The sequence below is a fragment of the Parasphingomonas caseinilytica genome (assembly GCF_036663755.1).
Lineage (GTDB): Bacteria > Pseudomonadota > Alphaproteobacteria > Sphingomonadales > Sphingomonadaceae > Sphingomonas.
This window is the reverse complement of sequence record NZ_JAXOJL010000008.1, coordinates 1-24,235: the sequence shown is the minus strand read 5'-3', so window position 1 is coordinate 24,235 and position 24,235 is coordinate 1. Positions and strand designations below refer to the sequence as shown.

The 24,235-nt window shown below is 64.6% G+C and carries 16 protein-coding genes and 1 pseudogene; 14 read left to right on the top strand and 3 right to left on the bottom strand.

The window, feature by feature from the left end:
- Window positions 1-12 precede the first annotated feature (12 nt).
- Window positions 13-951 carry a LysR family transcriptional regulator gene (locus U1738_RS15750; RefSeq protein ID WP_332790003.1) on the bottom strand — a complete coding sequence of 313 codons (939 nt, stop codon included), beginning with the start codon at window positions 949-951 and terminating at the stop codon, window positions 13-15.
- Window positions 952-1,089: 138 nt separating this feature from the next.
- Between U1738_RS15750 and U1738_RS15745 the strand changes: the two genes are divergently transcribed.
- The 8 genes from U1738_RS15745 (at window position 1,090) to U1738_RS15710 (ending at window position 16,721) form a co-directional block, all read left to right on the top strand.
- Window positions 1,090-2,253 (top strand): acyl-CoA dehydrogenase family protein, encoded by a 1,164-nt coding sequence (locus U1738_RS15745; protein ID WP_332790002.1) that lies wholly within the window; start codon window positions 1,090-1,092, stop codon window positions 2,251-2,253.
- 285 nt (window positions 2,254-2,538) lie between these two features.
- Window positions 2,539-5,637: an efflux RND transporter permease subunit gene (locus tag U1738_RS15740; RefSeq protein ID WP_332790001.1), complete on the top strand. Its 3,099-nt coding sequence runs from the start codon at window positions 2,539-2,541 to the stop codon at window positions 5,635-5,637.
- Between the two features lie 790 nt (window positions 5,638-6,427).
- Window positions 6,428-8,260 carry a di-heme-cytochrome C peroxidase gene (locus tag U1738_RS15735; protein ID WP_332790000.1) on the top strand — a complete coding sequence of 611 codons (1,833 nt, stop codon included), beginning with the start codon at window positions 6,428-6,430 and terminating at the stop codon, window positions 8,258-8,260.
- 38 nt (window positions 8,261-8,298) lie between these two features.
- Entirely contained in the window at window positions 8,299-9,534 is a 1,236-nt protein-coding gene (locus U1738_RS15730; RefSeq protein WP_332789999.1) for a cytochrome P450, read from the top strand.
- 1 nt (window position 9,535) lies between these two features.
- A complete protein-coding gene (locus U1738_RS15725) occupies window positions 9,536-11,290 on the top strand; it encodes a serine protease (RefSeq protein ID WP_332789998.1) in 1,755 nt (584 codons plus the stop codon).
- On the top strand, window positions 11,287-14,298 hold the full coding sequence (locus tag U1738_RS15720; RefSeq protein WP_332789997.1) for an AAA family ATPase: 3,012 nt from the start codon (window positions 11,287-11,289) through the stop codon (window positions 14,296-14,298). Before U1738_RS15725 ends, U1738_RS15720 begins: the two co-directional genes overlap by 4 nt.
- Window positions 14,298-16,268 (top strand): DNA/RNA non-specific endonuclease, encoded by a 1,971-nt coding sequence (locus U1738_RS15715; protein WP_332789996.1) that lies wholly within the window; start codon window positions 14,298-14,300, stop codon window positions 16,266-16,268. Before U1738_RS15720 ends, U1738_RS15715 begins: the two co-directional genes overlap by 1 nt.
- Window positions 16,269-16,289: 21 nt before the next feature.
- Complete coding sequence (locus U1738_RS15710; protein ID WP_332789995.1) at window positions 16,290-16,721, top strand: hypothetical protein; 432 nt, start codon at window positions 16,290-16,292, stop codon at window positions 16,719-16,721.
- Window positions 16,722-17,088: 367 nt separating this feature from the next.
- Here U1738_RS15710 and U1738_RS15705 read toward each other — a convergent pair whose 3' ends face one another.
- Window positions 17,089-18,006, bottom strand: a complete 918-nt coding sequence (locus U1738_RS15705; protein WP_332789994.1) for a DUF7847 domain-containing protein — start codon at window positions 18,004-18,006, stop codon at window positions 17,089-17,091.
- Window positions 18,007-18,200: 194 nt separating this feature from the next.
- Between U1738_RS15705 and U1738_RS15700 the strand changes: the two genes are divergently transcribed.
- Genes U1738_RS15700 through U1738_RS15675 form a run of 6 tightly spaced genes read left to right on the top strand, consistent with a single transcriptional unit; the run spans window position 18,201 to window position 24,110 of the window.
- The gene (locus tag U1738_RS15700; RefSeq protein WP_332789993.1) at window positions 18,201-18,740 is read left to right on the top strand and encodes a DUF4129 domain-containing protein; all 540 of its coding nucleotides are present in this window, start codon (window positions 18,201-18,203) and stop codon (window positions 18,738-18,740) included.
- Window positions 18,737-19,957, top strand: coding sequence for a hypothetical protein (locus U1738_RS15695; RefSeq protein ID WP_332789992.1), 1,221 nt, complete (start codon window positions 18,737-18,739; stop codon window positions 19,955-19,957). Before U1738_RS15700 ends, U1738_RS15695 begins: the two co-directional genes overlap by 4 nt.
- A complete protein-coding gene (locus tag U1738_RS15690; RefSeq protein WP_332789991.1) occupies window positions 19,954-20,910 on the top strand; it encodes an AAA family ATPase in 957 nt (318 codons plus the stop codon). The genes U1738_RS15695 and U1738_RS15690 overlap by 4 nt, the downstream gene beginning before the upstream one ends.
- A complete protein-coding gene (locus U1738_RS15685) occupies window positions 20,907-22,217 on the top strand; it encodes a DUF58 domain-containing protein (RefSeq protein ID WP_332789990.1) in 1,311 nt (436 codons plus the stop codon). The genes U1738_RS15690 and U1738_RS15685 overlap by 4 nt, the downstream gene beginning before the upstream one ends.
- On the top strand, window positions 22,214-23,236 hold the full coding sequence (locus tag U1738_RS15680) for a stage II sporulation protein M (RefSeq protein WP_332789989.1): 1,023 nt from the start codon (window positions 22,214-22,216) through the stop codon (window positions 23,234-23,236). Before U1738_RS15685 ends, U1738_RS15680 begins: the two co-directional genes overlap by 4 nt.
- On the top strand, window positions 23,214-24,110 hold the full coding sequence (locus U1738_RS15675) for an RDD family protein (protein WP_332789988.1): 897 nt from the start codon (window positions 23,214-23,216) through the stop codon (window positions 24,108-24,110). Before U1738_RS15680 ends, U1738_RS15675 begins: the two co-directional genes overlap by 23 nt.
- 27 nt (window positions 24,111-24,137) lie before the next feature.
- Here the strand turns inward: U1738_RS15675 and U1738_RS15670 are convergent.
- Window positions 24,138-24,235: pseudogene (locus U1738_RS15670) on the bottom strand (IS5 family transposase); the annotation flags it as partial.

The window sequence follows — 24,235 nt, the reverse complement described above, 5'->3', positions numbered from 1 at the left end:
CAGCTTTGGCCTTCAGACGGGATCTCCGTTCAACAATTGGCCTGCCCACACGCCGGTTTCCACGAGGTTCGTAGCCAGCGAGGCGAAGGTCGCGCCGACGTATCGCGTCGCCGGGTCGATAGGCCGGTCCGCCGGATAGGCGAGCACCACGTTCCGGCTGGGCGTCGGATCGTGGATCGGTGCGACGGCGAGTTGCCCCGCGCAAACCTGCCGGTACACCGGAGCGAGCGGCAGGATCGTGGCGCCGAGGCCTGCGGCCACGAGGTCGATGATGCCGCTCAGCGAGTCCGCTTCGATCGCGGGGGCCAGCGTGACACCCGCCCGTGCAGCGCATTCATCGACGATGCGCCGGAGCCCATGGAGCGAGCTAGGCAGCACCAGTGGGCGGCGCACGACATCGGCGAAATCCACGGACACGCCATCGACGAGCCCGCTCGTGCTGGCGTCGACGAGCATCATGGTCTCGCGCAGGATCGACTGGGTTCGCACGGATAGCGAGATTTCCGGATCGTACGAGACGCAGCAGTCCAGTTCGCCGCGCTTGAGCCAGTCAAGCAGATGGCCGGAAAAGGCCGAACTTATCGACAAGGCGATGTCCGGCTGCTCCGCCTTCAGGCGGGTGGTCAACGGAACGGTCATGATCTCGGCGACGGTCGGAGTCATCCCGATCCGTACTCGCCCCCGAAGCGAGTCGCTTGCCGGTCGCGCGAGGGAGCGCATGTCGGCAAGGCGGTCGAGGATTTCTCCGGCCGGCGCCAGCAGTCGGAGAGCGACGTCGTTCGGGACCATGCCGCGACCGTGTCGCCTGAAGAGCGCGGTGCCCAACTCGGCTTCCAGCGACCTGATCTGACGGCTGAGCGCGGGCTGCGCGATCCCGAGGCGATCGGCGGCGCGGCTGACGCTCCCCAGTTCGGCGACGTGCACGAAGGTGATGAGCTGCTGCAATTCCACCGTTTTGCCAATAACACGATATGCCGTTTGAGCATAGCTGCTCGATCCAAGCGATATTCGTTCGGTATGGCCGGAATGTGTACCTTTCCGCCGATCGCCCCCTTACGAGATGCTCGCAACAAGGATCCGACGACGACGATGCAGACGACGGCTGGCCAAGGTTACGACGAGATCCGCGACGCGGTGCGTGCATTGTGTCAGGATTTCCCGGATGAATATCATCGCAAGATCGACGAAGCGCGCGGCTATCCCGAGGCGTTCGTAGATGCGTTGACGAAAGCCGGCTGGATGGCGGCGCTCATCCCGGAGGAATATGGCGGCTCCGGCCTGGGTCTTGCCGAAGCTTCGGTCGTCATGGAGGAAATCAACCGGACGGGCGGCAATTCGGGTGCCTGCCACGGCCAGATGTACAACATGAACACGCTGGTGCGTCATGGGTCGGAGGAACAGCGGCGGAGATACCTCCCCAAGATCGCCAGCGGCGAACTTCGACTTCAATCCATGGGCGTCACCGAGCCGACCACCGGCTCCGACACCACCCGCATCAAGACGACCGCCGTGCGGCAGGGTGATCGCTACGTCATCAACGGCCAGAAGGTCTGGATCAGCCGCCTTCAGCATTCCGACCTGATGATATTGCTCGCCCGCACCACTCCGCTCGACCAGGTTCGCAAGAAGTCCGAGGGGCTATCGATCTTCATCGTCGACGTGAAGGAGGCCCAGGCCAAGGGTATGGCCGTCCGCCCCATCCTCAACATGGTCAATCATGAAACCAACGAGTTGTTCTTCGACAATCTCGAAATTCCGACGGAGAATCTGATCGGCGAGGAGGGTCAGGGTTTTAAATACATTCTGACCGGTCTGAACGCCGAGCGTGCGCTGATCGCTGCCGAGTGCATCGGCGATGGATATTGGTTCATCGATCGCGTCAGCCGCTACGTGTGCGAACGCGTCGTATTCCAGCGCCCGATCGGACAGAATCAAGGCGTGCAATTCCCGATTGCCGAGGCGTTCATCGAAGTCGAGGCGGCCAATCTCATGCGTTTCGAGGCCTGCCGACGGTTCGACGCAAACGAGCCGTGCGGAACGCAGGCCAACATGGCCAAGTATCTTGCTGCCAAGGCATCATGGGAAGCCGCCAACGCGTGCTTGCAGTTCCACGGCGGCTTCGGGTTCGCGAGCGAATACGACATCGAACGCAAGTTCCGCGAGACGCGACTCTATCAGGTGGCCCCGATTTCGACCAACCTGATCCTCAGCTACGTCGCCGAACATATGCTCGGGTTACCGAGGTCCTATTGATCGGCGATCGCTTACCTCTGACGGCTTGGTCGCCGTCGAGCAGTCGAACCAGCACAAACCCTGGGTGTCTGCTAAACAAGGATCCGCTGACCCCATCGGTTCGACACTAAAACCAGCCCGGAAAAATCGCTATGTATTATTGATATAATACACTACACCACCTCTCGATATGCGCCCTATCGAGAGTGAAGCGATGAGTCCCTTTTTACGGTTGCCGACATCAAATCCCCAGCGTGCGACGCGTTCGGGAAGCGCCAGCGGCACGTCCGTCCGGGCGGTGCGCCCGTGAGTTTTCGCAACATATCCGCATGGTCGATCCGCAACCCGATCCCGTCGCTGGTGCTGTTTGCCATGCTGACCGTGGCGGGTTTGGTCAGTTTCGCGCGGATGCAGGTCAACGACAATCCCGACATCGATTTCCCGGTCGTGATCGTCTCGGTCAGCCAGCCGGGTGCCGCACCGAGCGAGCTCGAAAATCAGGTCACGCTGAAGATAGAGGCAGCGGTGCGCAGCCTGGCCGGGATCGACGAGATCAACTCGACCGTGTCCGAGGGGCAATCGACCACCGTCATCCAGTTGGCGATCGGCACCCCGATCGATCGTGCGGTCGAGGATGTCCGTGGCGCCCTGCAGCAAGTGCGCAGCGAATTGCCCGACGGCATCCTGGAGCCGCAGGTCGAACGTGCCAACAGCACCGGGAACGATTTGGCGAGCTACGCCGCGATCGGCACCGACATGACGATCGAGGAACTGAGCTGGTACATCGACAATACCGTGTCGAAGGAACTGCTGTCGGTGCCCGGTATGGCGCATATCGATCGCAACGGCGGCGTCAGCCGTGAGATCAGGGTCATCCTCGATCCCCTGAAACTGCAGGCGCAGGGTATCACCGCCAGCGAGGTCAACCAGCAACTCCGCCTCGTCAATATCAACACCGCGGGCGGGCGCGCCCAGATTGCCGGATCCGAACAGGCCGTGCGTGTGCTCGGCAACGCGCGGACCGCCTATGAACTCGGGCAGACGCAGATCGCGATCGGCGCGGGCCGAACTATCAGGCTTTCCGATATCGCGCAGATTCGCGATCTGTATGCCGAGCAAAGGTCCGCCTCGGCCCTCAACGGCCGATCGGTGCTGAGCTTCGATTTCCAGCGTGCCAAGGGCGGATCGGACGTCAGCGTCTTCCACGGGGCGGAGGCGAAGCTCGCCGCGCTCGAAAAGCGCAACCCCAAGGTCCATTTCCAGCTCATCTTCAATCAGGTCAAATATACCGAGCTGCAATATAACTCGGCGATCGACACGATGATCGAGGGCGCGGTGCTTGCGGTGATCGTCGTGTTCATCTTCCTGCGCGACTGGCGCTCGACCGTCATCTCGGCATTGGCCATTCCCCTGTCGGCGATCCCGACATTCTGGTTCATGGATTTGATGGGCTTCACGCTCAACTCGATCAGCCTACTGGCTTTGAGTTTGGTCGCCGGCGTGCTGGTCGATGATGCGATCGTGGAGATCGAGAATATCGTGCGCCACATGCGTATGGGCAAAAGCGCGTATCAGGCATCTATCGACGCCGCCGACGAGATCGGCCTGGCCGTTCTCGCCACGACGATGGCGATCGTCGCGGTTTTCCTTCCGGTCGGGCTGATGCCCGGAATTTCGGGACAGTTCTTCAAGAATTTCGGCCTGACCGTCGTCATCGCGGTGTTGATGAGCCTGGCCGTGGCGCGGCTGCTCACGCCGATGATCGCGGCATATTTCCTGAAAGCCGACGGCCATCGCTCTCACGGCGAGGGGGCGATCATGAACGTGTATATGGTGGTGCTGCGCTGGACCTTGCGGCACCGCTGGTCGGCGGTGGTCGGCGGCGTGGGCGCGCTGGCGCTGACCGTGGTGTGTGCCGGCGCGTTGCCGATGACCTTTCAGCCCGATCAGGACAGCGATGCATCGACCGCGACGATCGAGATGGTGCCGGGTACCACGCTCGCGCAGACCGAGGCGGTGGTGAATCAGGTCGCGAGCCTGTTGCAGCGGCAACCCGACGTCGAGACGACGTATCAGCGTGCCAGCGTCGGCAGCGGCCGCGTGACCGCGATCTTCAAGGCAAAGAAGCTTCAGACCAGCAACGACTTCGAACGCGCGCTGGCCCCGCGTCTGGCGCAGATCGCCGATGCTCGCGTATCGTTCCGGTCGAACAATGGCGGCAATAGCGGCCGCGATCTGTCGATCACGCTCGCCGGGTCCGACCCCGAGGTGTTGCGCAAGACCGCGATCACGCTGGCCGAACAGATGTCGCATCTGTCGACGATAACCGCGCCGCGCCTTGTCGGTGACCTGCAACGGCCCGAAATCGTCATAAAACCGCATCTGGATCTTGCCGCCAGCATGGGCGTGACGACCGCCGCATTGTCGAACGCGATCCGCGTCGCGACGCTTGGCGATATCGACCAGAACAGCGCGAAATTCTCGCTGAGCGATCGTCAGGTCCCGATCCGGGTGGCGCTCGCCGAGAGCGCCCGTACGCAGTTCTCGACGATCCGCAACCTGCCCATCCAGACCGCCAGCGGTGGATCGGTGCCGCTCGGGCTCGTCGCCGATATCAGCTTCGGCGCGGGCGCGACCAAGATCGAGCGTGTCGCGCAGCAACGCAAGATCACGGTCGGTGCCGACCGGGCACCGGGTGTCGTCAGCAGCACCGCGATGGACCAGATAAACGCATTGCCAATCATGAAGTCGCTGCCGCTCGGCGTCGCCCAATTGACGCTGGGCCAGCAGAAGTTCGAGACCGAGATGATCAATAATTTCATCGCGGCGGTGGTGGCCGGCGTGCTGCTGGTGTTCGCCGTTCTGGTGCTGCTGTATCGACGCATCCTGGCGCCGTTCGTCAATCTCGGCTCTTTGATGCTCGCACCGCTGGGTGGCCTGATCGCATTGTGGATGACGGGCAATCCGATCTCGATGCCGGTGCTGATCGGCATGCTGATGCTGCTTGGCATCGTTGCCAAAAACTCGATCCTGTTGATCGATTTCGCGCTGGAAGAAATGTCGAAGGGCGTCGAGCCGTTCGCCGCGATCCTGGACGCCGGCCACAAACGCGCGCAACCGATCGTGATGACGACGGTGGCGATGGTCGCGGGGATGGTTCCGACGGCGCTTTCGCTCAGCGGGGACGGATCATGGCGCGCGCCGATGGGCATCACCGTGATCGGCGGATTGCTGCTCTCGACCGTGCTGACATTGGTCATCGTGCCGGCGAGCTTCAGCCTGGCGATGGGCATCGAGCGCTGGATCGGCCCGCGCCTCAGCCGTCGCCTGCTGACCTATCGTCCCGACGACGCCGCGCTCCCGGCTCCGGGGGGCGGCCCCGGTACTTTGATCATCTCGGGATGAAGCATGGCCGAGGAATGCCCCAGGATCCTGCGGACTAGATCGATTGTCATACCTCTGCGAGGGTACTGTCAGTCTGATGCGAACCACTCTCCAAACGATGCAGACCGGACTTTGACTGCATCCGCCTAGCTCGCGATGTTCCCCACTCAGCGAGCGCGACTGAGCGGCGTTCTTTGAAGGTTTGGCGATCGACGAGGTGGCGTTCGAGATTAAAGTGGTTGTTGACGTTCGCATGCACGCAGGCGGTATCCAAGCGGATGTCCGGAGTTGGGGAGCGGCAAGGGCGGTCCGAACGACCACCTATGGGCCTATAACCGCAATTTTTAAGCCTGAAGCCGAACCGAAACGACTTTCCATCATTCCATAATCGGATAGCCGACCTTCACCTGCGATACTGACGACAATATTCGTCAGTGCGACCATTCGGCATCTTGGCTACGGTTGCGGCTCGGAAAAATGCTGCGGGATGATTCGTAAAGTCATCATTAAATATTCCCGCTCGGCTGATGCCAGGCAAATAATCTCGCGGCACAGCCGTTGCAGATTTTCCCGGAATTCTAGGCACTTCTCAAATTTTCTGATGAAATGAAGACGCCCAGACCATGGATCATCAAATCCATAAATATCGGAACTTTCGGAGATAAATAAGCCGAAGTTCAAATACTTCCATTATGGTAGTAAATTGTTGCCTCTTCCGCCTTGCCTTTGCAACAATGATGATAAATTATAGAAGAGCTGATCGATTCGTTTATCGGTATTTGCAAATCGGGGGGCGGTCGGGCTTGGCGCGATGTGGTCACGGTCCATCTTCTTTGGCAGCGTATCGGTATTAGCCGCCACGATCGTATCGTCCTGCGTAAATGACGATCACCCGGCGAAGGCATCATATCAGGGCTGGTCGCCGGGCCAGCAGGACCGCTGGTATGCCGGCACGCAAGGCTCCCGGTTGATGCCACTCAGCTGGCTAAAGGCTCTGGAACAGGCCGGCAGCGAGAAGCCGTTTCTCGACGCGCAGCATATCGCCGGTTTTCGCCTGTTGCCGCGGCAGAACGCTTTGCCAGTGGGCTTCGCGATCGACGACAATGACGACACCGATCTCACCGTGTCGAAGCTGCGCTGGTTCGCGGGGCAGCAGGCGAAGGAACATTGGGTCGGGCTGAACTGCGCCGCCTGCCACACCGCGCATATCGATTATGGCGCCAAACAATTGCGGGTCGATGGCGGTCCGTCGCTGTTCGACTATCAATCGTTCGTCGAGGCGATCGATGCGGCGCTCAAGGCGACGCTGGCCAGCGCATCGGCACCGACGGCCGAGGGGCAGGCGAAATGGAATCGCTTCGCGACGGCGGTGTTTGCCTGCGCGGGTCGCGCGGACGGTTGCACCAGTCGTCCCGAAGGGTGGTCGCGCGATGACGCCGCCAATCGCGGGATGCTCGCGACCGAACTGGGCAAGCTCATCGCCTGGGAGGACCGGGTCGAGCACGTCAACAAAACCCCATTGCGCTATGGCTATGGCCGGGTCGATGCGTTCGGGCACATCTTCAACAAGGTCGCATTGTTCAACGGCGCGCCGAACCCGACGGTCAATCCCGCCGACGCACCGGTAAGCTACCCGTTCCTGTGGGACATCTATCGCCACGACAAATTACAGTGGAACGGGATCGTCCAGGCATCGCGGATCAGTCTGGGCGCGCGCGATCTCGATGTAGGCGCGCTGGGCCGCAATACGGGCGAGGTGATCGGGGTGTTCGGCGATGTCGCGGTCACGCCCAATGCGGGCCTGCGCGGCTACGCGTCCAGCGTCTGGGCAGACAATCTGGAGAATCTGGAACGCCAACTGATGTCGCTGAAGGCGCCATCCTGGCCGAAGGAGCTGTTCGGCCCGGTCGGCGGAGACACCGTGCAGGGGCGGCAGATCTTCGCGGACAAATGCGCCTCCTGCCACGCGCCGCAGCCGGGCACCGTGCCGTACAAGGTGCATATGGTGCCGCTGACGCCGACCGATCCGAACGGCACCGATCCGTGGATGGCCTGCAACGCGATCCGCTACACATCGGCACCGGGGCGGCTGGTCGGTACGCCGATCGCCTATCTCGGCAACGGCCCACGCTACAAAGCGGGCGAAGACGCGCCGATCGCAGACATGCTGACGACGACGGTGAAGGGTACGCTCGCCGGCAAGAAGGGTCAGATCATCGCCCAGGCCGGACGCATCTTTCTCGGCATAGACGGCCGGCCGCGCGTGGTCAGCGCGGAGGAAACGCCAGACGTGCGCGGGCTGATCCTCGCGGCCTGTTACGCGCAGCAGAGTCCGCTGATGGCGTACAAGGCCCGCCCGCTCGACGGCATCTGGGCGACCGCGCCGTATCTCCACAACGGATCGGTCGCCTCGCTCGATCAACTGCTGTTGTCACCGGCGAAGCGGCTGCGCAGTTTTCCGGTCGGCACGCGCCAATATGATCCGGTGAGGGTCGGTTATTCGATCGATCCGCAGGCGACGGGCAACACGTTCACCTACGACACGAGCAAGACCGGCAATTCCAATGCCGGCCACGATTACGGCGTCGGCACGCTGACGGAGCCGCAACGCCAGGCGCTGCTCGCCTATCTCAAGACGCTCTGAGCACGCTATCTTTCGACGGTCCGGGGGGAGACGGGACGATGACGAGCTATGGCGACCGGATCGACGCCGCCGCGCCGCCCGCGCGCTGGCCGCTGGTGCGGGGTTGGATCCGCGGCGAACCGCAGCCCTTCTTCGCGGAAATGCGGGAAAACCGCCCGATCCTCGTCCTGCCGGAACTGACGCTGGCGTTTCGCCATGCCGATTGCACGACGATCCTGCGCCGCCACGACGATTTCGGGGTCGATCTGTACGTGCCCAAGCAGGGCGATTACTTCATGGCGCAGGACGATACCGCCGATCACTGGCGCGACAAATCGATCATGCGCGCGATCCTCGATTTCGAACAGGTGCACGAAATCCGCGCATTCGTCGCCACGACGACCGCGGCGATCCTCGATGCGGCCAGGGGCACGATCGACCTGCCCCAGGCGCTCACCCGCGCGGTGCCGGTGGCGATGGTGCAGCGCTTCTTCGGGCTGGACGAGCATGATCCCGCCGACCTCATCGAATGGTCCTACTGGAACCAGCAGGACGCTTTCCACAATCAGCCGTTCGACGATGCGCCCGACGCCGACGTGATCGTCGCCGAACGCAAGAAGGCCAATATCCGCATGGCGCTCTATATCGGGCGGCTCGTCGCGGAGCGCTCGATCGCGGTGAAGATCGGCGCGGGTGGGCAGAATTCGATCTCGCGCCTGCTCCGGCTGAGTTTTTCGGGTGGCGTGAAGTTTCCGCTCAAGAAGGTATTGTTCAACGCCGGCGGGCTGCTGATCGGGTCGGTCGAGACGACCTCGCACTGCGTCAACAACGCGCTTGCCGAACTGTTCGCGCGGCCGGATGCGCTCGCCGCGGCGCAGGCGGCGGCGCGAACCGGCCCGCCCGAGACGATCGACGCCGTGGTGCTGGAGGCGCTGCGCTTCCGCCCGGCCTTCCCGTATTTTTTCCGCACCTGCCACCGCGCGACCGAATTGGCGGGCGCTACGCCATTCGCCGCAACGGTTCGGCCGGGAACGACGGTGCTGGCGGTGACGCAGAGCGCGATGGCCGATCCGGCGGGCTTCCCCGATCCAAACCACTTCGATCCCACCCGATCGCAGGCGGACAATTTTACGCTGGGCCAGGGCCATCACGAGTGCCTCGGCCGGGCGATCGCGCGGCCGATGCTGGGCGAGATCGTCCGCCAGCTGCTGTTGCGGCCGGGGCTGCACGCCACCGGGCCGCTGCAACGCACGCGCCAGGTTCCCGAACATTTCCCGGTGGCATGGCAAGCCTGACATGTGGACGCCGGCGGACATCGCGCAGGCGATCGAGGACCACGCCCAGGCGGCGGCCGACGCGCTGGCCGCGTTGCAGCTCGACGATGCCGGCCCGCCGCTCGATCCCGCCGCGCTCGACAAGGTGGCGGAGATGTTCGGGCGTGCCAGAGGCGAATTCTGGGTCGAACAGATCATTGGACGCGGCGGGCTTGCCGGGTTCGCGGCGGCTTTGGCGGCGCAAGGCGTTGCCATCGATTTCGGCGCGGTCGATCTGGGGGCGACCAATCTCGATTCGGCCCGGCTTGCCGCGTTCGTCCCCGATGCGCAGCGCTTCCGCTGCCGCATCCTGCGCGGTCGGCAGGTGACCGGCTCCGGCACGCTCGTCGGGCCGACGACGGTGCTGACCGCCTGGCATGTCGTCGCGGCACTTGCGCCGGATCTCGATCAGGAGCCATGGCCGACGGTGAACGTGCTGCTGTCCGACGGCAGGACCATTCCGGCTTATGTACCGCCGCAATTCGCATCGGCCTGTTCGGCGGGCGAATATGCGGGGCATATACCGGCGAACGACGACGAGGTCGCCGACCGGCACGACGTGGCGGTGCTGCGGCTCGAACGCCCGGCGGGTGCGCTGCTCGGTACGGCATCGCTGCCGGAAACGCCGGCCGCGTACAAGGCAAACGCGGCGCTGCTGCTCGTCCATTATCCCGAGGGCGGCGATCACGGCATCGGGATTGGCGCGATGACCCGTATCCGCAAGCTGAACGCGCGCTGGTCGCATACGGTCGGGGCGCGCGGCGGGTCTTCGGGCGGTGGCTGTTTCGACTCGAGCTTCACCCTTGCCGGAATTCATCAGGGCAAGGACGAACAGATGCAGGGCCGGCTCGTCCCCACTGCCCGTTTCCATGCGCAATTGCGGGCGCTGGTCGATGCCGACGAGGCACCGCCCCGGATGTGGTCGCTCGACGGCACGCCCGATGGCGATCTGGTGATCGGCCGGCAGGATTTCTTCTCCGGTTTCGCCGCCGCACGCCACGAGGGCGGGCGCGTACGCGGCATCCGGGTGAAGCGCGCCGACGCCGCGGCGGGTCTGGGCGGGTTGGGCTTCACCTTCCGGATGCTGGAACGGCTGGTGGCGCGCAATCCGGAAACCCGGCACTGCCGGATCAGCTTCGAAGCGCTGGTCCCCGATCTTGCCGACGAGATCGCCCGCCGCGTCACCGATGCCGGTATTGCCATACCCCCGATGCCGCCCGCTGCCGGGGTTGCCGCCGGCGAGACCGCGAGCGAAGCGGTGGGCGCCGATCGGGGCCGCCGCGTCGCCGAGGCGATCGATCGCGGCGCGGGCGACCGCGGTATACAGCTCTGGCTGTTCATCGATCATCCGCAGGTCGCGTTCGGCGATGAAATCCGTGCCGCGCTGGAGGCGTTTGTCGATCAGGCGCTGCGCCTGCCCCGGCTCCGCCTGGTGATCGCGGGATACGAAGCGGTAGCGATGCCGGGGCTCGAATTCGAAGCGCCGCCTTTCGCCATCGATCGAGGTGCGCCCGGGCTGATGCTGGATATCGTGTCGGGCTTCGGCGAAAGCGACGTCCGCCTGTTCCTGATGGATGCGGCGAAGGCGGCCGGGCGGACGCCGTCGCCGGAACGATTCGACGAATTGATCGCCGAGGGGCTGGCAGCACTGGAGAACGTCAACGGCGTCTATGCCCCCTGGCTGGCGGGCGAGGTAGCGACGCGATTACGCCCGGCGGTGAAGGCGATGTTCGCATGATCAGCGCCGCCGATCCCGGGCTGATCGCGGATGCCAAGCAGTTCGCGGCGCTGTCGGCGGTTTACGATCCCGTCGCCGCTCTGCCCCGGGCGGTGCGGGACGATCCCGCCCAGGCGGCGCTCGTCGCCTCGGCGCTGGCGCTGGCGAGCGATACCAATCCCGATCAGGGGCGTGGCTGGCTGTTGCGATCGACCGAGCGACGCTATGTCTTGGGGGCGCTCCGACAGGATGACCGGCTCGCCGCCGCGGTGGCCGAGCGTCGGCGAGGCCCGCTCGACGCAGCCACCACCGACCTGCTCGATGCGCTGGACGGCAGGGGTCTGTTCGCGCCCGGCCCTCTCACCGAAGCGATCGCGGATCCCGACGCGACGATGGCGACGATCGAGCGGATCGTCACCGCGCTCGACCGCACCGATGCAGCGGCGCCCGGCGCCACCAGCCTCAAGGTGGCGCGGATCCGTCTCGCCGAACTCACCGAGGCGGCACGGCGCGCCAGCGTGGTCGCGCGCGGCTTTTTCGGGCGTGACAGCGAGCGGGCGACGATCGCCGACTGGCTCGACCGGCCGGTACTCGCACCGCCGGCCCGCGCGGCATTGGTCACCGGATCGCCCGGGATCGGCAAGTCGGCGCTGCTCGACGCGATGACGGCGGTGGCGGTGGAGCGGCACGGGGCGATCGTCGTCCGGCTGGATTTCGACCGTGCCGGGCTCGACATCCTCGACCTGCGCGGGCTGACGATGGAAGTCGCGCGTCAACTCGTCGAACGGATCGGGGCAGGAGCCGAGAGCCTGCTCGATATCCGCCTGGCCGCCGCGAGCGTCGGTGGAACCTCGTCGCAATACGAAGGCTCCGCGCGCGCGTCGGTGCCGGCCGAACTCGCCGCCGCGATCGGCGCTGCGGTGACGGCGGCAAAGCGCCCGGTGCTGCTCGTCCTCGATACGCTGGAGGTGCTGCGCGCACGCGGTGAGCGCCATGTCGCGCTGCTGTTCGACTGGATCGACAGGCTCGTCGCCGATGGCATGGCGCCACTGTCGATTCTGACGGCCGGGCGGGGGGAGGTGTTCGATACCTGTCCCCAGCGGAGTGGCCCCTGGATCGCGCTGGGCGGGCTGGATGACGCCGCGGCGGCGATGCTGCTCGATCGTCTGGACGTGCCGACGGCGGCACGATCGACCGTGCTGGAGATCGCCGATGGCTGTCCGCTGGTGATGCGGCTCGCCGCGCGGGTGGTGAAGGAACACGGCACGATCCCGCTGCCCCGCCGCAAACTGGACGGGGACGTGACGGCGGCTTTCCTCTACCGCTTCCTGCTGTCGCGGATCGTCGATCCCGATCTGCGTCGACTGGCTCATCCCGGCCTCATCGCCCGACGGCTGAGCGCGGATTTCCTGCACGAAGTGCTGGCACCGCAACTCGGACTGAAGGGTCTGACGGAGGCGCGTGCACAGGCGCTGTTCGATGCGCTCGCCGCCGAACACTGGCTGGTCGAGCGCGATCCGGCAGATCCGCTGTTCGTGCGTCATCGCGGCGACATGCGCGCTTTGTTGCTTCCCCTGCTCTACCGCAGCCGGCCGGCGCAATGCGCGCGGATCAACACCGCGGCGACGCGCTGGTTCGGGCGGCGCGACGATGCCGCCGCCCAGATCGACGCGGCTTATCACAGCCTGCAATTGATGCGCTCGCGATCCCGCGCGCCGATGATCGATGGCGGAATCGCACTGCAACTCGATCCCGCCGCGATCGACGAATTGCCCCCGGAGGCGCGGGCGGTCGTCGAGCGCGCACGCGGGGAGCGTACGGCATCTTTCCGGAGCGATTCCGACGTTCAGCCCCCGCCGGGCGACGACGAAGCGGTCGAGATCCACCAGCACCTCGTCGATGCCGGCGACTGGGAAGAAGGACGCTATGTCGTCGAACAGATCGAACGTGGCGGCCTCGATTCACGCGGCGTCGTCGCGGATGCGGTGCGGACATTCCACTGGCGCGCCGGGCATTGGGACGCGGCCTACCACCTCCTCGCCGATCGCGACCGTCTCGGCGCCGGCGATCACGATTTGCCGGACCTGCCATCGCATCTCGCGCTGGCCCGGCTGGAGATGCGCGCGGAGTTCGCCCCGCGTTTCACGATCGATCCGATCTTCGAAGATCGGCTGTTCGAAATAGCCGACACGGTCCGGGCGCCGGGTGCGCTATCTCGCTTTGGCGCACTGGGCTTCATGCTTGCGGCACGACGCGGTCGCGATACCCGGGAATGGGGCAAGGACGGCGATCCGGTGGACGCGGCGCTGGCGCTGTGGACGGGTGTTCGCGGGCCGGCGCTGGACTTCGCGTTCGGTCGCGCGCGCGATCGCCTACGCGCGCGCGGTCTGTCCTCGGCAGATCTGGGATGGGACAATCCACAGCTCCTGGCGACGTTGACGCCCTATGCGATCTTCGCGGCCAATCTGACGACGCAGCAACCGCATAACCGGCTGGAAGCGGCGGCGCGCGATACCGAGCTCCGCCTCGCCCGCGCCGGCGCATTATTGGGCGATGCCGGCCTTTCGGCATCCTCGTCGAATCCGGTCGCCGGTCTTGCCGATCTCGGCCTGTTCGCCGAATGGGCCGGCGTCGCCGCGATGACCGCTGCCGATCCCGACCTGCGCCGGATCGCGCGCGCCGCTGAGCGCTGGCGCCGGACGGTCGCGGGAGACTGGACCTATGGCCGCGCGCCGCGCGCCTGGCGGCGCGGGGCACCGGTCGATCGGACGCTGGCCACCCGGCTTTCGGGGCTGGCCGACGCACGGGCACCTCGCGCCGCGGCCTTGGCCCAGCTGGCCGTGTGGGCACCCGATGAGGACGGAGAGCGCCTGTGGCAGGCCCTGCGGCGACGCTTCGCTGCGAGCCTGACGCAGGCGACGACGATCGCCGATCCGTTGCAGCGCGCGGTGCTGCTGCGTCGCCGCCTGCCATCCGCGTGCGTGCCCGCCGCCACGATTCTTATTGCCGATCAACCGGGAGAGATATGATGCCGCAGGACGACAACGAACGCCGCGCTTCGCTGGAAGGGCGTCTGGCCGCCAATCCGAGGCTGGCCGAGGCGGTCCGGCAGCGTATCGCCGAAGGGCGGCTGCCGCCGGCCTTTAGAACCGCATTGTGCGAACAGGCGGAACCGACCGCCGGCACCGGATCATCCCCCTTGGAAGAAATTGCGCACCACCCGGCGGGCTTGCCGCTGCTGGAGGCCATCGTCCGGCTCACCGGCCGGCCGCCGATGCTAGTCTGCGACGACAAGGTGGTGATGGAACCGCTGCCGGATTTCCCGGTCGGCACCGATCTGAAGATCCGCGCGCTGGAGAAATGGATTCCCTCGGTCGGGCGCGTCGAATTCCTCAACGCGAACAGCAACTGGGGCGGCACGGGCAGCGTCGTCGCAACCCGTGGAACCGATCTGCTGGTGATGACCAACCGCCATGTCGCAAAGCTGGTCGCAAAGCGGCAATATGACGGCAGCGGCGTGTTCGTGCGCAATGCCGCCGGCATCCGCTGCGGCGCCGAGATCGACTTCCGCGAGGAGGCGACGAGCATCCCCGGCGATCGTAGCCGCACCGTCGCGGTCGCGGCGATCGACTATCTTGCCGACGATCTCGCGGCGGATGTCGCTTTGCTCCGGATCGCGCCGGGGGCGTTCCCGCTGCCCAGCGTGATCGGTCTGGCCGATACCGAGGCGGCGTTCGGCGATCTCGTCGCGCTGATCGGCTATCCCGCCTTCGATCCGCGCAACGATGCCGATGCGCAGGCGCGCTATTTCCACGACGTCTACGACGTGAAGCGATTCGCGCCGGGCCAAGTGATGCAGGCGCTGACCGGCACGGCCACGCTCCAGCACGATTGCACCAGCCTCGGCGGCAATTCCGGGTCGCCACTGGTCGATCTGAACACCGGCCGGATCGTCGGGCTGCATTTCTCGGGCCAATATGGCGTCGGCAACAGCGCGGTCGGGGTCGGGACGATCAAGGCATTGTTGGCCGGGGCGTTTCCGATCGTCGCCGTGCCGGGAAGCGTTGCGGGAACCGAAGGGCTGGCCGATGGCGTCCACGCCGCCGATCATTTCAAAGGGCGCGCCGGCTTCGCCACGCACTTTCTGGGGAAGGGCGCGGTCGAGACGCCATGGCCGGAATTACCCGCACCGCTGGCTGCGGCACTGGCGGCACCCTCGGACGGTCCCGTCGAGCCGGGCGAATTGCGCTATACGCATTTCGGCGTGAAATATTCGGCGGCGGAGAAACTGCCGCTGATGACCGCGGTCAATCTCGATGGCGTGCGGGCGGTGCGGATCAAGCGCAGCGCGGACAAATGGTTCGTCGACATGCGGATCGCGCCATCGGTCCAGCTTGGTGCAAAGAACTTCGTCGATGCCGAAATCGATCGCGGCCATATGGTCCGCCGCGAGGATCCCAATTGGGGCGACCCGCAAGAGGCCGAACAGGCGAATTTCGATACGTTCCACTACGTCAATGCCTGCGCTCAGCATGCGCGCCTGAACCAGGGCAAGACGCTGTGGCAGGGGCTGGAGAATTACATCCTCGACAGCGCCCGTACCGCCGGTTTTCAGGCCTGCGTCTTCACCGGACCGGTGCTCGGTGAAGACGATCCGATCATCGATGGCGCCCGCGTGCCGCTCGAATTCTGGAAACTCGTCGCGACGCTCGATGCCGATGGCAAGGCATTGCGCGCGACCGCCTATCTGCTCAGCCAGGGCCAGTTGATCCGCGACCTGATGGAGAAGCGCCGCCTGACCGAATCGGTCGAGGGCGTGACCTTGGGCGCCTATCGCACCTTCCAGATCGCGATCGCCGATCTCGCCGCCGCAACGGGGTATGGCTTCAACGCCTATCTCGCCGCCGACCCGCTGCGCCGGACCGACGAAAGCGTCGCCGGCGCCGACGATGGGCCACGCTTCATCGCGCTGGAAACGCCGGCGGACATCGTCTTGTAGCACTACGAAAGGGGAAATATCATGTCGCTGAGAATCGTCGCAAAGACCAACGACGAAGGCGTTGCCGGCCCTGTTGGCGACGAGTGGAGTACCAGAATCGCCAAGCTCATCCCGGCCGAGGCGCTGGGGCTGTACGGATCCGCCGTCGCACTGGTGCCGGACACGCCGTACCGGGCGGCAGCCTTGTGGGTGATAGTCGCCGTCTGCGTCGCCCTCACCGCGATCGTCCGCTACCGCGCTACCCGCGATCCGAACACCGGTAAGCCGCAGGTCGCGGCGATCGGTATAGCGCTCGTCTCGTTCCTGATCTGGCTCGCCGCTTTGGGCGGGACCGCATCCGGCGCGATGACGGTATCGCCGATCGTCCTGCCCGCCGGCCTTGGCTTCGCAGGGTCTCTGGCGGCGTTGCTCTGGGGAACGATGGTGCCATACTTCTACGAAGGTAATAGCTGAATTATGATGCAGATGGCGTTTGAACGATGCTGTCAGTCTGATGCAAACCGCTCTCCACTCGATGCAAGGCGCCTTCGAACGCCGCGGCCTAGCTCGCGATTTTGCTTCACTCAGCCAGTGCGGCTGCGCGGCGTTCCTTGTAGGTCTGGCGGTCGACGCGGTTGTCTGCGTTTTTGAGTTCATTCATTGCCGCACCGTAGCTGCTCAGACCAAGCCCCCGTATGTTGTTCGGACAGCATGCTTGGTCGGGGCGCTCCGTTGAAGAACTTGTCCCATATGGCTTCCTTCCATTCCAACGAAAGGATCGCACCATCAAACCGTGGGATCGAACAGGTGGCGACACGATGCCAGCCGTTTAACGATCGGCTTATGCAAAGATATCGGTGAGCCGATCGGTGTCGGGGCCGTCCTTCCAGTGGCGCAGTTCCACGAACAGGGAGGCACCCATAGTCGTGAGCCAGGTGATCATAACCGCCGTGACCAGCGCCTGCAGGAGTTGAAGGAAGATGGATGGCGTCGATACCGGCATTTCGGCCCCACCCATGATGGCACCGAAAGAGCCATATCCTGCCACGCTGATGACGCCGATCAGAATGGTAACCAGGATGTAGATCACGAACATCAGCAAAAGAATGCCGAATATCTTCCAGCGCGCGCCCTTCGTCAGTGCGCGGCTACGCGAGAAGGCACCGAATATACCGGTTCTTTCCGCGACGATGGCAGGCAGAGTTACCGACCACATCACCGCGAGCATGATCCCCGGCACCAAGAGGAGAATAGAACCGATCCACACGCCGATCACGAACAGCAGATAAACCGCGAGAAGCGGAAGACAGCGCAGAACACCGACACGGAGCATCTCGCCGATGTCCGCCTTTCGGCCTTGATCATGTGCGACCGTCGCCTGAACCAGTGCTCCACTAGCGACCAGCCACAACAGCCCGATCACCAGAAAATATGCCGCCACCGCAGCATAAATTCCATTTCGGAGATCCGCATACATAACGGCGCGCGACGTGACCTGCTGAAACAGCAATTGCGGTAAGGCCATCAGGACCAAGCTGGTACCGAGCGTCGCGACGGGATTGGACTTGATGACATCAATGCCGCGCCCGAACACGCTCCCCACCGATATTTCGCGTTCAGTTTCACCGTTTGCTCTGCTTGCCATTTCACGCCCCCAAGACCTGTCGACAATGGTGCCGGGCGAACATGATACTGTCCAGCCTGATCTTCGAATGCCGAATTGCGGATTGCGCCAAGCCTCGATCAGGGTAAGCTTCAACTGGATGCGGTGCCGTCGGCGCTGGGGAGGGCATCATCGGGGCAGTAGTAAACGATCCGGCCGTCACCGACGGGCTTGCTGCGGCGCACGCTGCGCTCAGGGCCGATCCATCCATCCAGTTTGCGCTCAAAAGCTCGCCACCGCCGCCCGAGCCGCCGGAATGGCTGAAAACGCTCGGCCGCTGGCTTGTGGACGTGTTCAGGCCGATCGGAAGATTTCTGCGCTGGCTGACCAGCCTCATGCCGGACGCGCCTTATGCCCGCATTCTGATGTGGAGCATGCTCGCGATTGTGGCGGCTGCGTTGATCTGGATGATAGTGGAGCGCATCCGGTCCGGGGAATGGCGGCTGCCGGCGCGGCGGCGACGCCCTGTCGAGCTCGTTTCGCCCGAGGCGGAAAGCTGGGTGCCCGATGTCGCTCCGGCGCGGGCATGGCTGCGCGAGGCCGACCGGCTGGCCGCCGAAGAGCGTTATGCCGAAGCCATACATTACCTTCTGTTCCATTCGATCGACGATATCGCCCGTCGTCGTCCGCAATTGCGGCGACCATCGATGACCAGCCGGGAACTTGCATCGGCAACGCTGCTTCCCGCCGGCGTACGACCGTTGTTCGCGCGCATCGCCGCGCTGGTCGAACGCAATTTGTTCGGTGGCCGCCCGGTCGCCAGCGACGATTGGCAGGACGCGCGCGCCGCCTATGCCGATCTGGCACTGCCGCAGAAGTGGCGATCATGAGCGAGGTTGCGATCGGACGCGCGAATGGTCGCGAACCGACCGGTGCATTTTCACCGCTGACGATCGCCTTGCTGCTGATCATCGGCCTGCTGGGTTTCGCCGGTTCGCTGCTGCTGGGTGCCTATGCGCCCGATCTGAAGTCCGGACGCAATGCTGGCGCGCATGCGATGTCCAACGCCGCGACCGGTTACGCCGGCATCGTCGAGCTGGCCCGCGCAACCGGACGCAAGCCACGCATTCTGCGAGCGGAGGCGAGTTGGGGAACCGAAGATCTGGTCGTCGCCACGCCTGAGCATGGCACAGTCGACATGAGCAAGTTCATGGCGACACGCCAGGCCCGTGCCACGCTGATCGTTCTGCCGAAATGGGCGACCGTGGCAGACGCCGACGTGCAGGGCTGGATCAATATCGTCGGTCTTCTGCCTCCGGCCGATCCAGCCGGTATGCTGGCGCCTCAGACCGTGATGAAGGTAGAACAACGGCCGAGTGGGGGTCGCCTGATGCATCCCGTGCGCTGGGCACCGCAATCGCTTGCGGTCGCGGCACCGCGTCCCTTGCAAACAATCACCTCGGATGCACTGACGCCGCTGTTGACCGACGATACCGGTCGGATCGTGCTGGGCCAGATCAAGGGCACCTCCACCTATGTGCTGGCCGATCCCGATCTGTTGAACAATCACGGCATCCGGCGGCTCGATCGCGCACGCGCGGCGCTGGATCTCCTGGATTTCGTCAATTCGACCGGCGCGCAGGGTATCGCATTCGATGTGACGCTGAACGGTCTGGCGCGCGGACAAAGCCCTTTGAAACTCGCATTCGAGCCTCCGTTTCTGGCGATGACGCTGGCCCTCGTACTGGCGCTGGCGCTGACCGGATGGCAGGCGCTGGTACGCTTCGGCGCGCCACAACCCCGACCGCGCGCGATCGCGTTCGGCAAGATCGCGTTGATCGACAATAGTGCGATGCTGGTTCGTAAAGCTGGCCGCGAAGGGGCGTTGGGGACGCGTTACGCCGCGCTGATCCGGGAGCAATCGCGGCTGATCTTCGGCGTACCGGCGGGGCTGCCCGACGATGCGGCCGACCGCTACCTCGACCGATTGCACGGATCGGGACCGTTCACCGCGCTGGTCGCGGTGGCGGAACGAACTGAACATCGCGCAGACATGCTCGAAGCCGCGCAGGCGCTGCATCAATGGCAACAGGAGAAGACACGGTGACGGTAGACGAGGTTCAGGCGCTGGGGCAGACGATCCGCACGGAAATCGGCAAGTCCGTGGTCGGCCACGACGCAACCGTGGACCTGTTGCTGGTGGCGCTTTTCGCGGGTGGCCATATCCTGCTCGAAGGACCGCCCGGCACGGCCAAGACGCTGATCGCGCACAGCTTCGCCCAGACGATCGGGCTGGAATTCGGGCGAATTCAATTCACGCCCGATTTGATGCCCGGCGATATCATTGGCGCGAATCTCTTCAACTTCCAGACATCGACCTTCACCCTGACCCGTGGGCCGATCTTCACCGAGCTGTTGCTGGCCGACGAGATCAACCGAACCTCGCCCAAGACGCAAGCGGCCTTGCTGGAGGCCATGCAGGAACGAACGGTAACGATAGACGGTAAAAGCCTGCCGCTCAGCAACCGTTTCATGGTCGTCGCCACCCAGAACCCGATCGAGCAGCAGGGCGTCTACCCCCTGCCCGAGGCACAACTGGACCGGTTCCTGTTCAAACAGGAGGTATCATATCCGACGGCGGAGCAGGAACGGCGCATCGTGGCCGAGCATGGCGCACGGCAAACCGCGATGTCGCCGGCGGATTGGGGCGTGGAGCGGTGCGCCGACGCAGCGACCATCGACGCGGCGGTGGCGACGGTGGCTGGCGTACGATTGGTGGACGAGGTGACCGATTACATCGTCGCACTGATCCGGGGCACGCGCGCTATCGCCGATCTGGAAAGCGGCGCGTCGCCGAGGGCCGGTGCGATGCTCGCAGGTGCCGCCCGCGCGCGCGCCGCGCTCGACGGGCGCGATTTCGTCATCCCCGATGACGTGAAGACGCTGGCGCCGCCGTTGCTGCGTCACCGGCTGATCCTGTCGCCCGCGGCCGAAATCAGCGGGCGGGCGATCGAGGACGTCGTGGCGCAGATCATCGACACGATCGAGGCACCGCGTTGATCTATCCGACCCGCCTGGCGGTGTTGGCAGCGGTGATCGGCGCACCGATCGCGTTGCTGGTCGCCATGCTGTTTCCCGGTAGCTGGTATGCGGCGCTCAGCTGGCCGCTTGCGGTGCTCGTGCTGGTGCTGGCGGATGCGCTGCTGAGCCGGGCACGGGCGACCGCGACGCTGACCTTGCCGCCATCGACGTACATCGGCGTACCGCTGGTCGTGCCGATCGCGATTACGATCACCGGGCAGCGCACGGGCAAGACCGCGCAAGTGGCGTTGGCACCAGATCCACTGGTGACGATGGATGACGACGGCAGACTTGCCATCCCGCTTCTCGAAGGAAACGGGACCGGGGCGATGATGCTGACGCCGATCCGGCGCGGCACCGCCCGGTTCGAAACGATCTGGGTACGCTGGACCGGACCGTTAGGCCTGGCATGGCGGCAGGCGCGGATCGAGGCGAAGCGCACACTGCCGATCCTGCCCGACGTTGATACGGTTCGCAGACGCGGCGCGCAGATTTTCCAGCGCCATGCCGTACAGGGTTTGTTGGCGCAGAGCGATCGCGGCAACGGCACCGACTTCGACACGCTGGTGGAATATCGATCGGGGATGGATCGGCGCGCGATCGACTGGAAGCAATCCGCTCGACACCTGAATTTGTACGCAAAGGAATATCGCACCGAACGCAACAGTCAGATCGTCTTCGCGATCGATGCGGGACGGCAGATGTCGGAACCGGTCGGCGGGATCCCGCGGATCGACCGTGCCGTATCGGCAGCGCTGCTGACGGGATGGCTGGCGCTGAAGCTTGGGGATCGCGTCGCGCTCAATGCGTTCGATTCGCAGCCTCGTATCGCCAGCGGTTTCATCAGTGGCGCGCGCGCGTTTCCGGAACTTCACCATCTCGCAGCAGGCATCGACTATAGCGGCGAGGAAACGAACTACACCTTCGCGCTGACGATGTTGGGGGCCCGCCTGACGCGGCGATCGATGATCGTGCTGTTCACCGAATTTACCGATCCCACGTCCGCCGATTTCATGGTGCGATCGGTGGGACGGCTGCTCAAGACGCACCTCGTTCTGATCGTCGTGCTGCGCGATGAGGAACTGGAAACGATCGCCGATCGCGCGCCCGAAAGCGCTGCCGATGTCACGCGCGCGGTAACCGCCGCGGCGTTGCTGCGGGACCGGCGGCTGGTGCTGCTGCGGTTGAGGCATCTGGGCGTTCATGTCATCGAGAGCGCGTACGACCAGGTCGCCGAGCAGCTGGTCGAGGGTTATGTCGATCTCAAACGCCGGAGCCTGTTGTGAGCGCGTTCGTCGAAATTTCCCCACCTTTGCTCAACGCCAGTCGATTCCGTGCGGCGCATGCGGCGGAGTGGGAGCGTCTGGAGACGTTGATCGGGCGGATCGAGAAGCGATCGGTGCGCATATTGTCGGACGACGATCTGCTCGCCCTCCCCCTGCTATACCGCGCGACCCTGTCGTCGCTGTCGGTGGCGCGCGAAACGTCGCTGGATCGCGCGTTGGTCACGTATCTGGAGCAATTGTGCGCGCGGGCTTATTTTCAGATCTACGGCGTTTCGGATTCGGCCTGGCGCGATCTCGCGCGATTTTTCAGGCGGGGCTGGCCGGATGCGGTGGCAGGGCTGTGGCGCGAGACCCTGGTGATGGCGTTCCTGACCATCGCGGGGGCGATTGCGGCCTATATGCTCGTGCGGGCGGATCCGTCATGGTATTACGGCATCATGCCCGATGGTCTCGCGAACGGACGCGATCCAAGCGCATCGGCGGCGTCGCTGCGCGCGACCCTGTATACCAGCAAGGAGGATGGGCTGGGCGTCTTCGCCAGCTTCCTGTTCGGCCATAATGCGCAGATCGCGATCTTCGCCTTTGCGCTGGGGTTTGCCTTCGTGGTGCCGACCGCATTGCTGGTGCTGTATAACGGGATGATGCTGGGTGCGATGGTGGCGGTGTTCGCCGACAAGGGCCTCGGCCTGAACTTCCTCGCTTGGCTGGGCATCCACGGCACCACCGAATTGTTCGCGATCATCATCGCCGGCGCGGCGGGCATGCGGATCGGCACCGCGATCGCCTTTCCCGGGCGGCAGGAACGGATGGTCGCGGTGGTCGCGGCTGGACGTACCGCGGCGGTCGCGATCGCCGGTGTCGTGCTCATGCTGGCGGTGGCAGCCATCCTGGAGGGTGTCGGTCGCCAGGTGGTGGACACCGACGGCGCGCGACTGGCGATCGGCGCGGCGATGCTTACCGGGTGGCTCATCTATTATTACTGGATCGGGGGGCGGCATGCGTTCTGGTCGCAAGACTGATGCACCACGAACGTTGCGTCGAACGTTCGTAACGCCGGAGGGCGTCGATCTGCAGCTCGAGCTGGGCGGGGCCGGCACCCGCGCAGCGGCGTTTCTGATCGACGTTACCATCATGCTCATCGTGCTGGTCGTCACATCGATCCTGCTCGTCTATCTGGACAGTTCCACAGGGTCCGACATCGCCAAGATCCTGTGGCTGATCGGCGCGTTCCTGTTGCGCAACGGTTGGTTCGTCCTGTTCGAGATGGGCGGGCGTGGGGCGACGCCGGGCAAGCGGCTGATGGGATTGCGCGTGGTGGCGCGCGATGGCGCACGGCTGACGGCGGGGGCCGTGCTGGCGCGCAATGCAATGCGCGAAATCGAGGTGTTCCTGCCGTTATCGTTCTTGGGCGCGCAGGCGGCGGCGGGAACGGCGGATGCCTTCCTGACGATCTTTGCGCTGTTGTGGAGCGGCATCTTCCTGTTCTTTCCGCTCTTCAACCGGGACCGGTTGCGGGTCGGCGATATCGTCGCGGGAACGTGGGTGGTGCAGACGGTGGTCCGAATGCTCGCGCCCGAGTTGACGGTACAGGCCGACCGGCCTCGTCGCGTATTCACCGACGCCGCGCTTTCACTGTACGGTGTGTACGAATTGCAGGCGCTTGAAGACGTGCTGCGCGGTGGCGACACCGAGGCCATGAGCGCGGTTGCAGCCACGATCCGGCGCAAGGCCGGCTTGGTCGACAATGACAGGGACGAAGCCTTTCTCACCGATTATTACATGGCATTATGCGCGCGGCTCGAGAAAGGTCTGCTAGTCGGTCGTCGACAGCTCGACAAGTTCGGCACCGTCCCGGCATCTTCCACCGCGACGGATCGGATAGCTGCACGATGAGGTGGGTTTAGGCTCAGGACTCGTTGATCAGAGCCAGAAGATGACGGTTGCGGCGAGCGCGATGGCTGAGAAGAAGACGGTTGGGCATCGATCATAGCGTGTGGCGACACGGCGCCAGTCCTTCA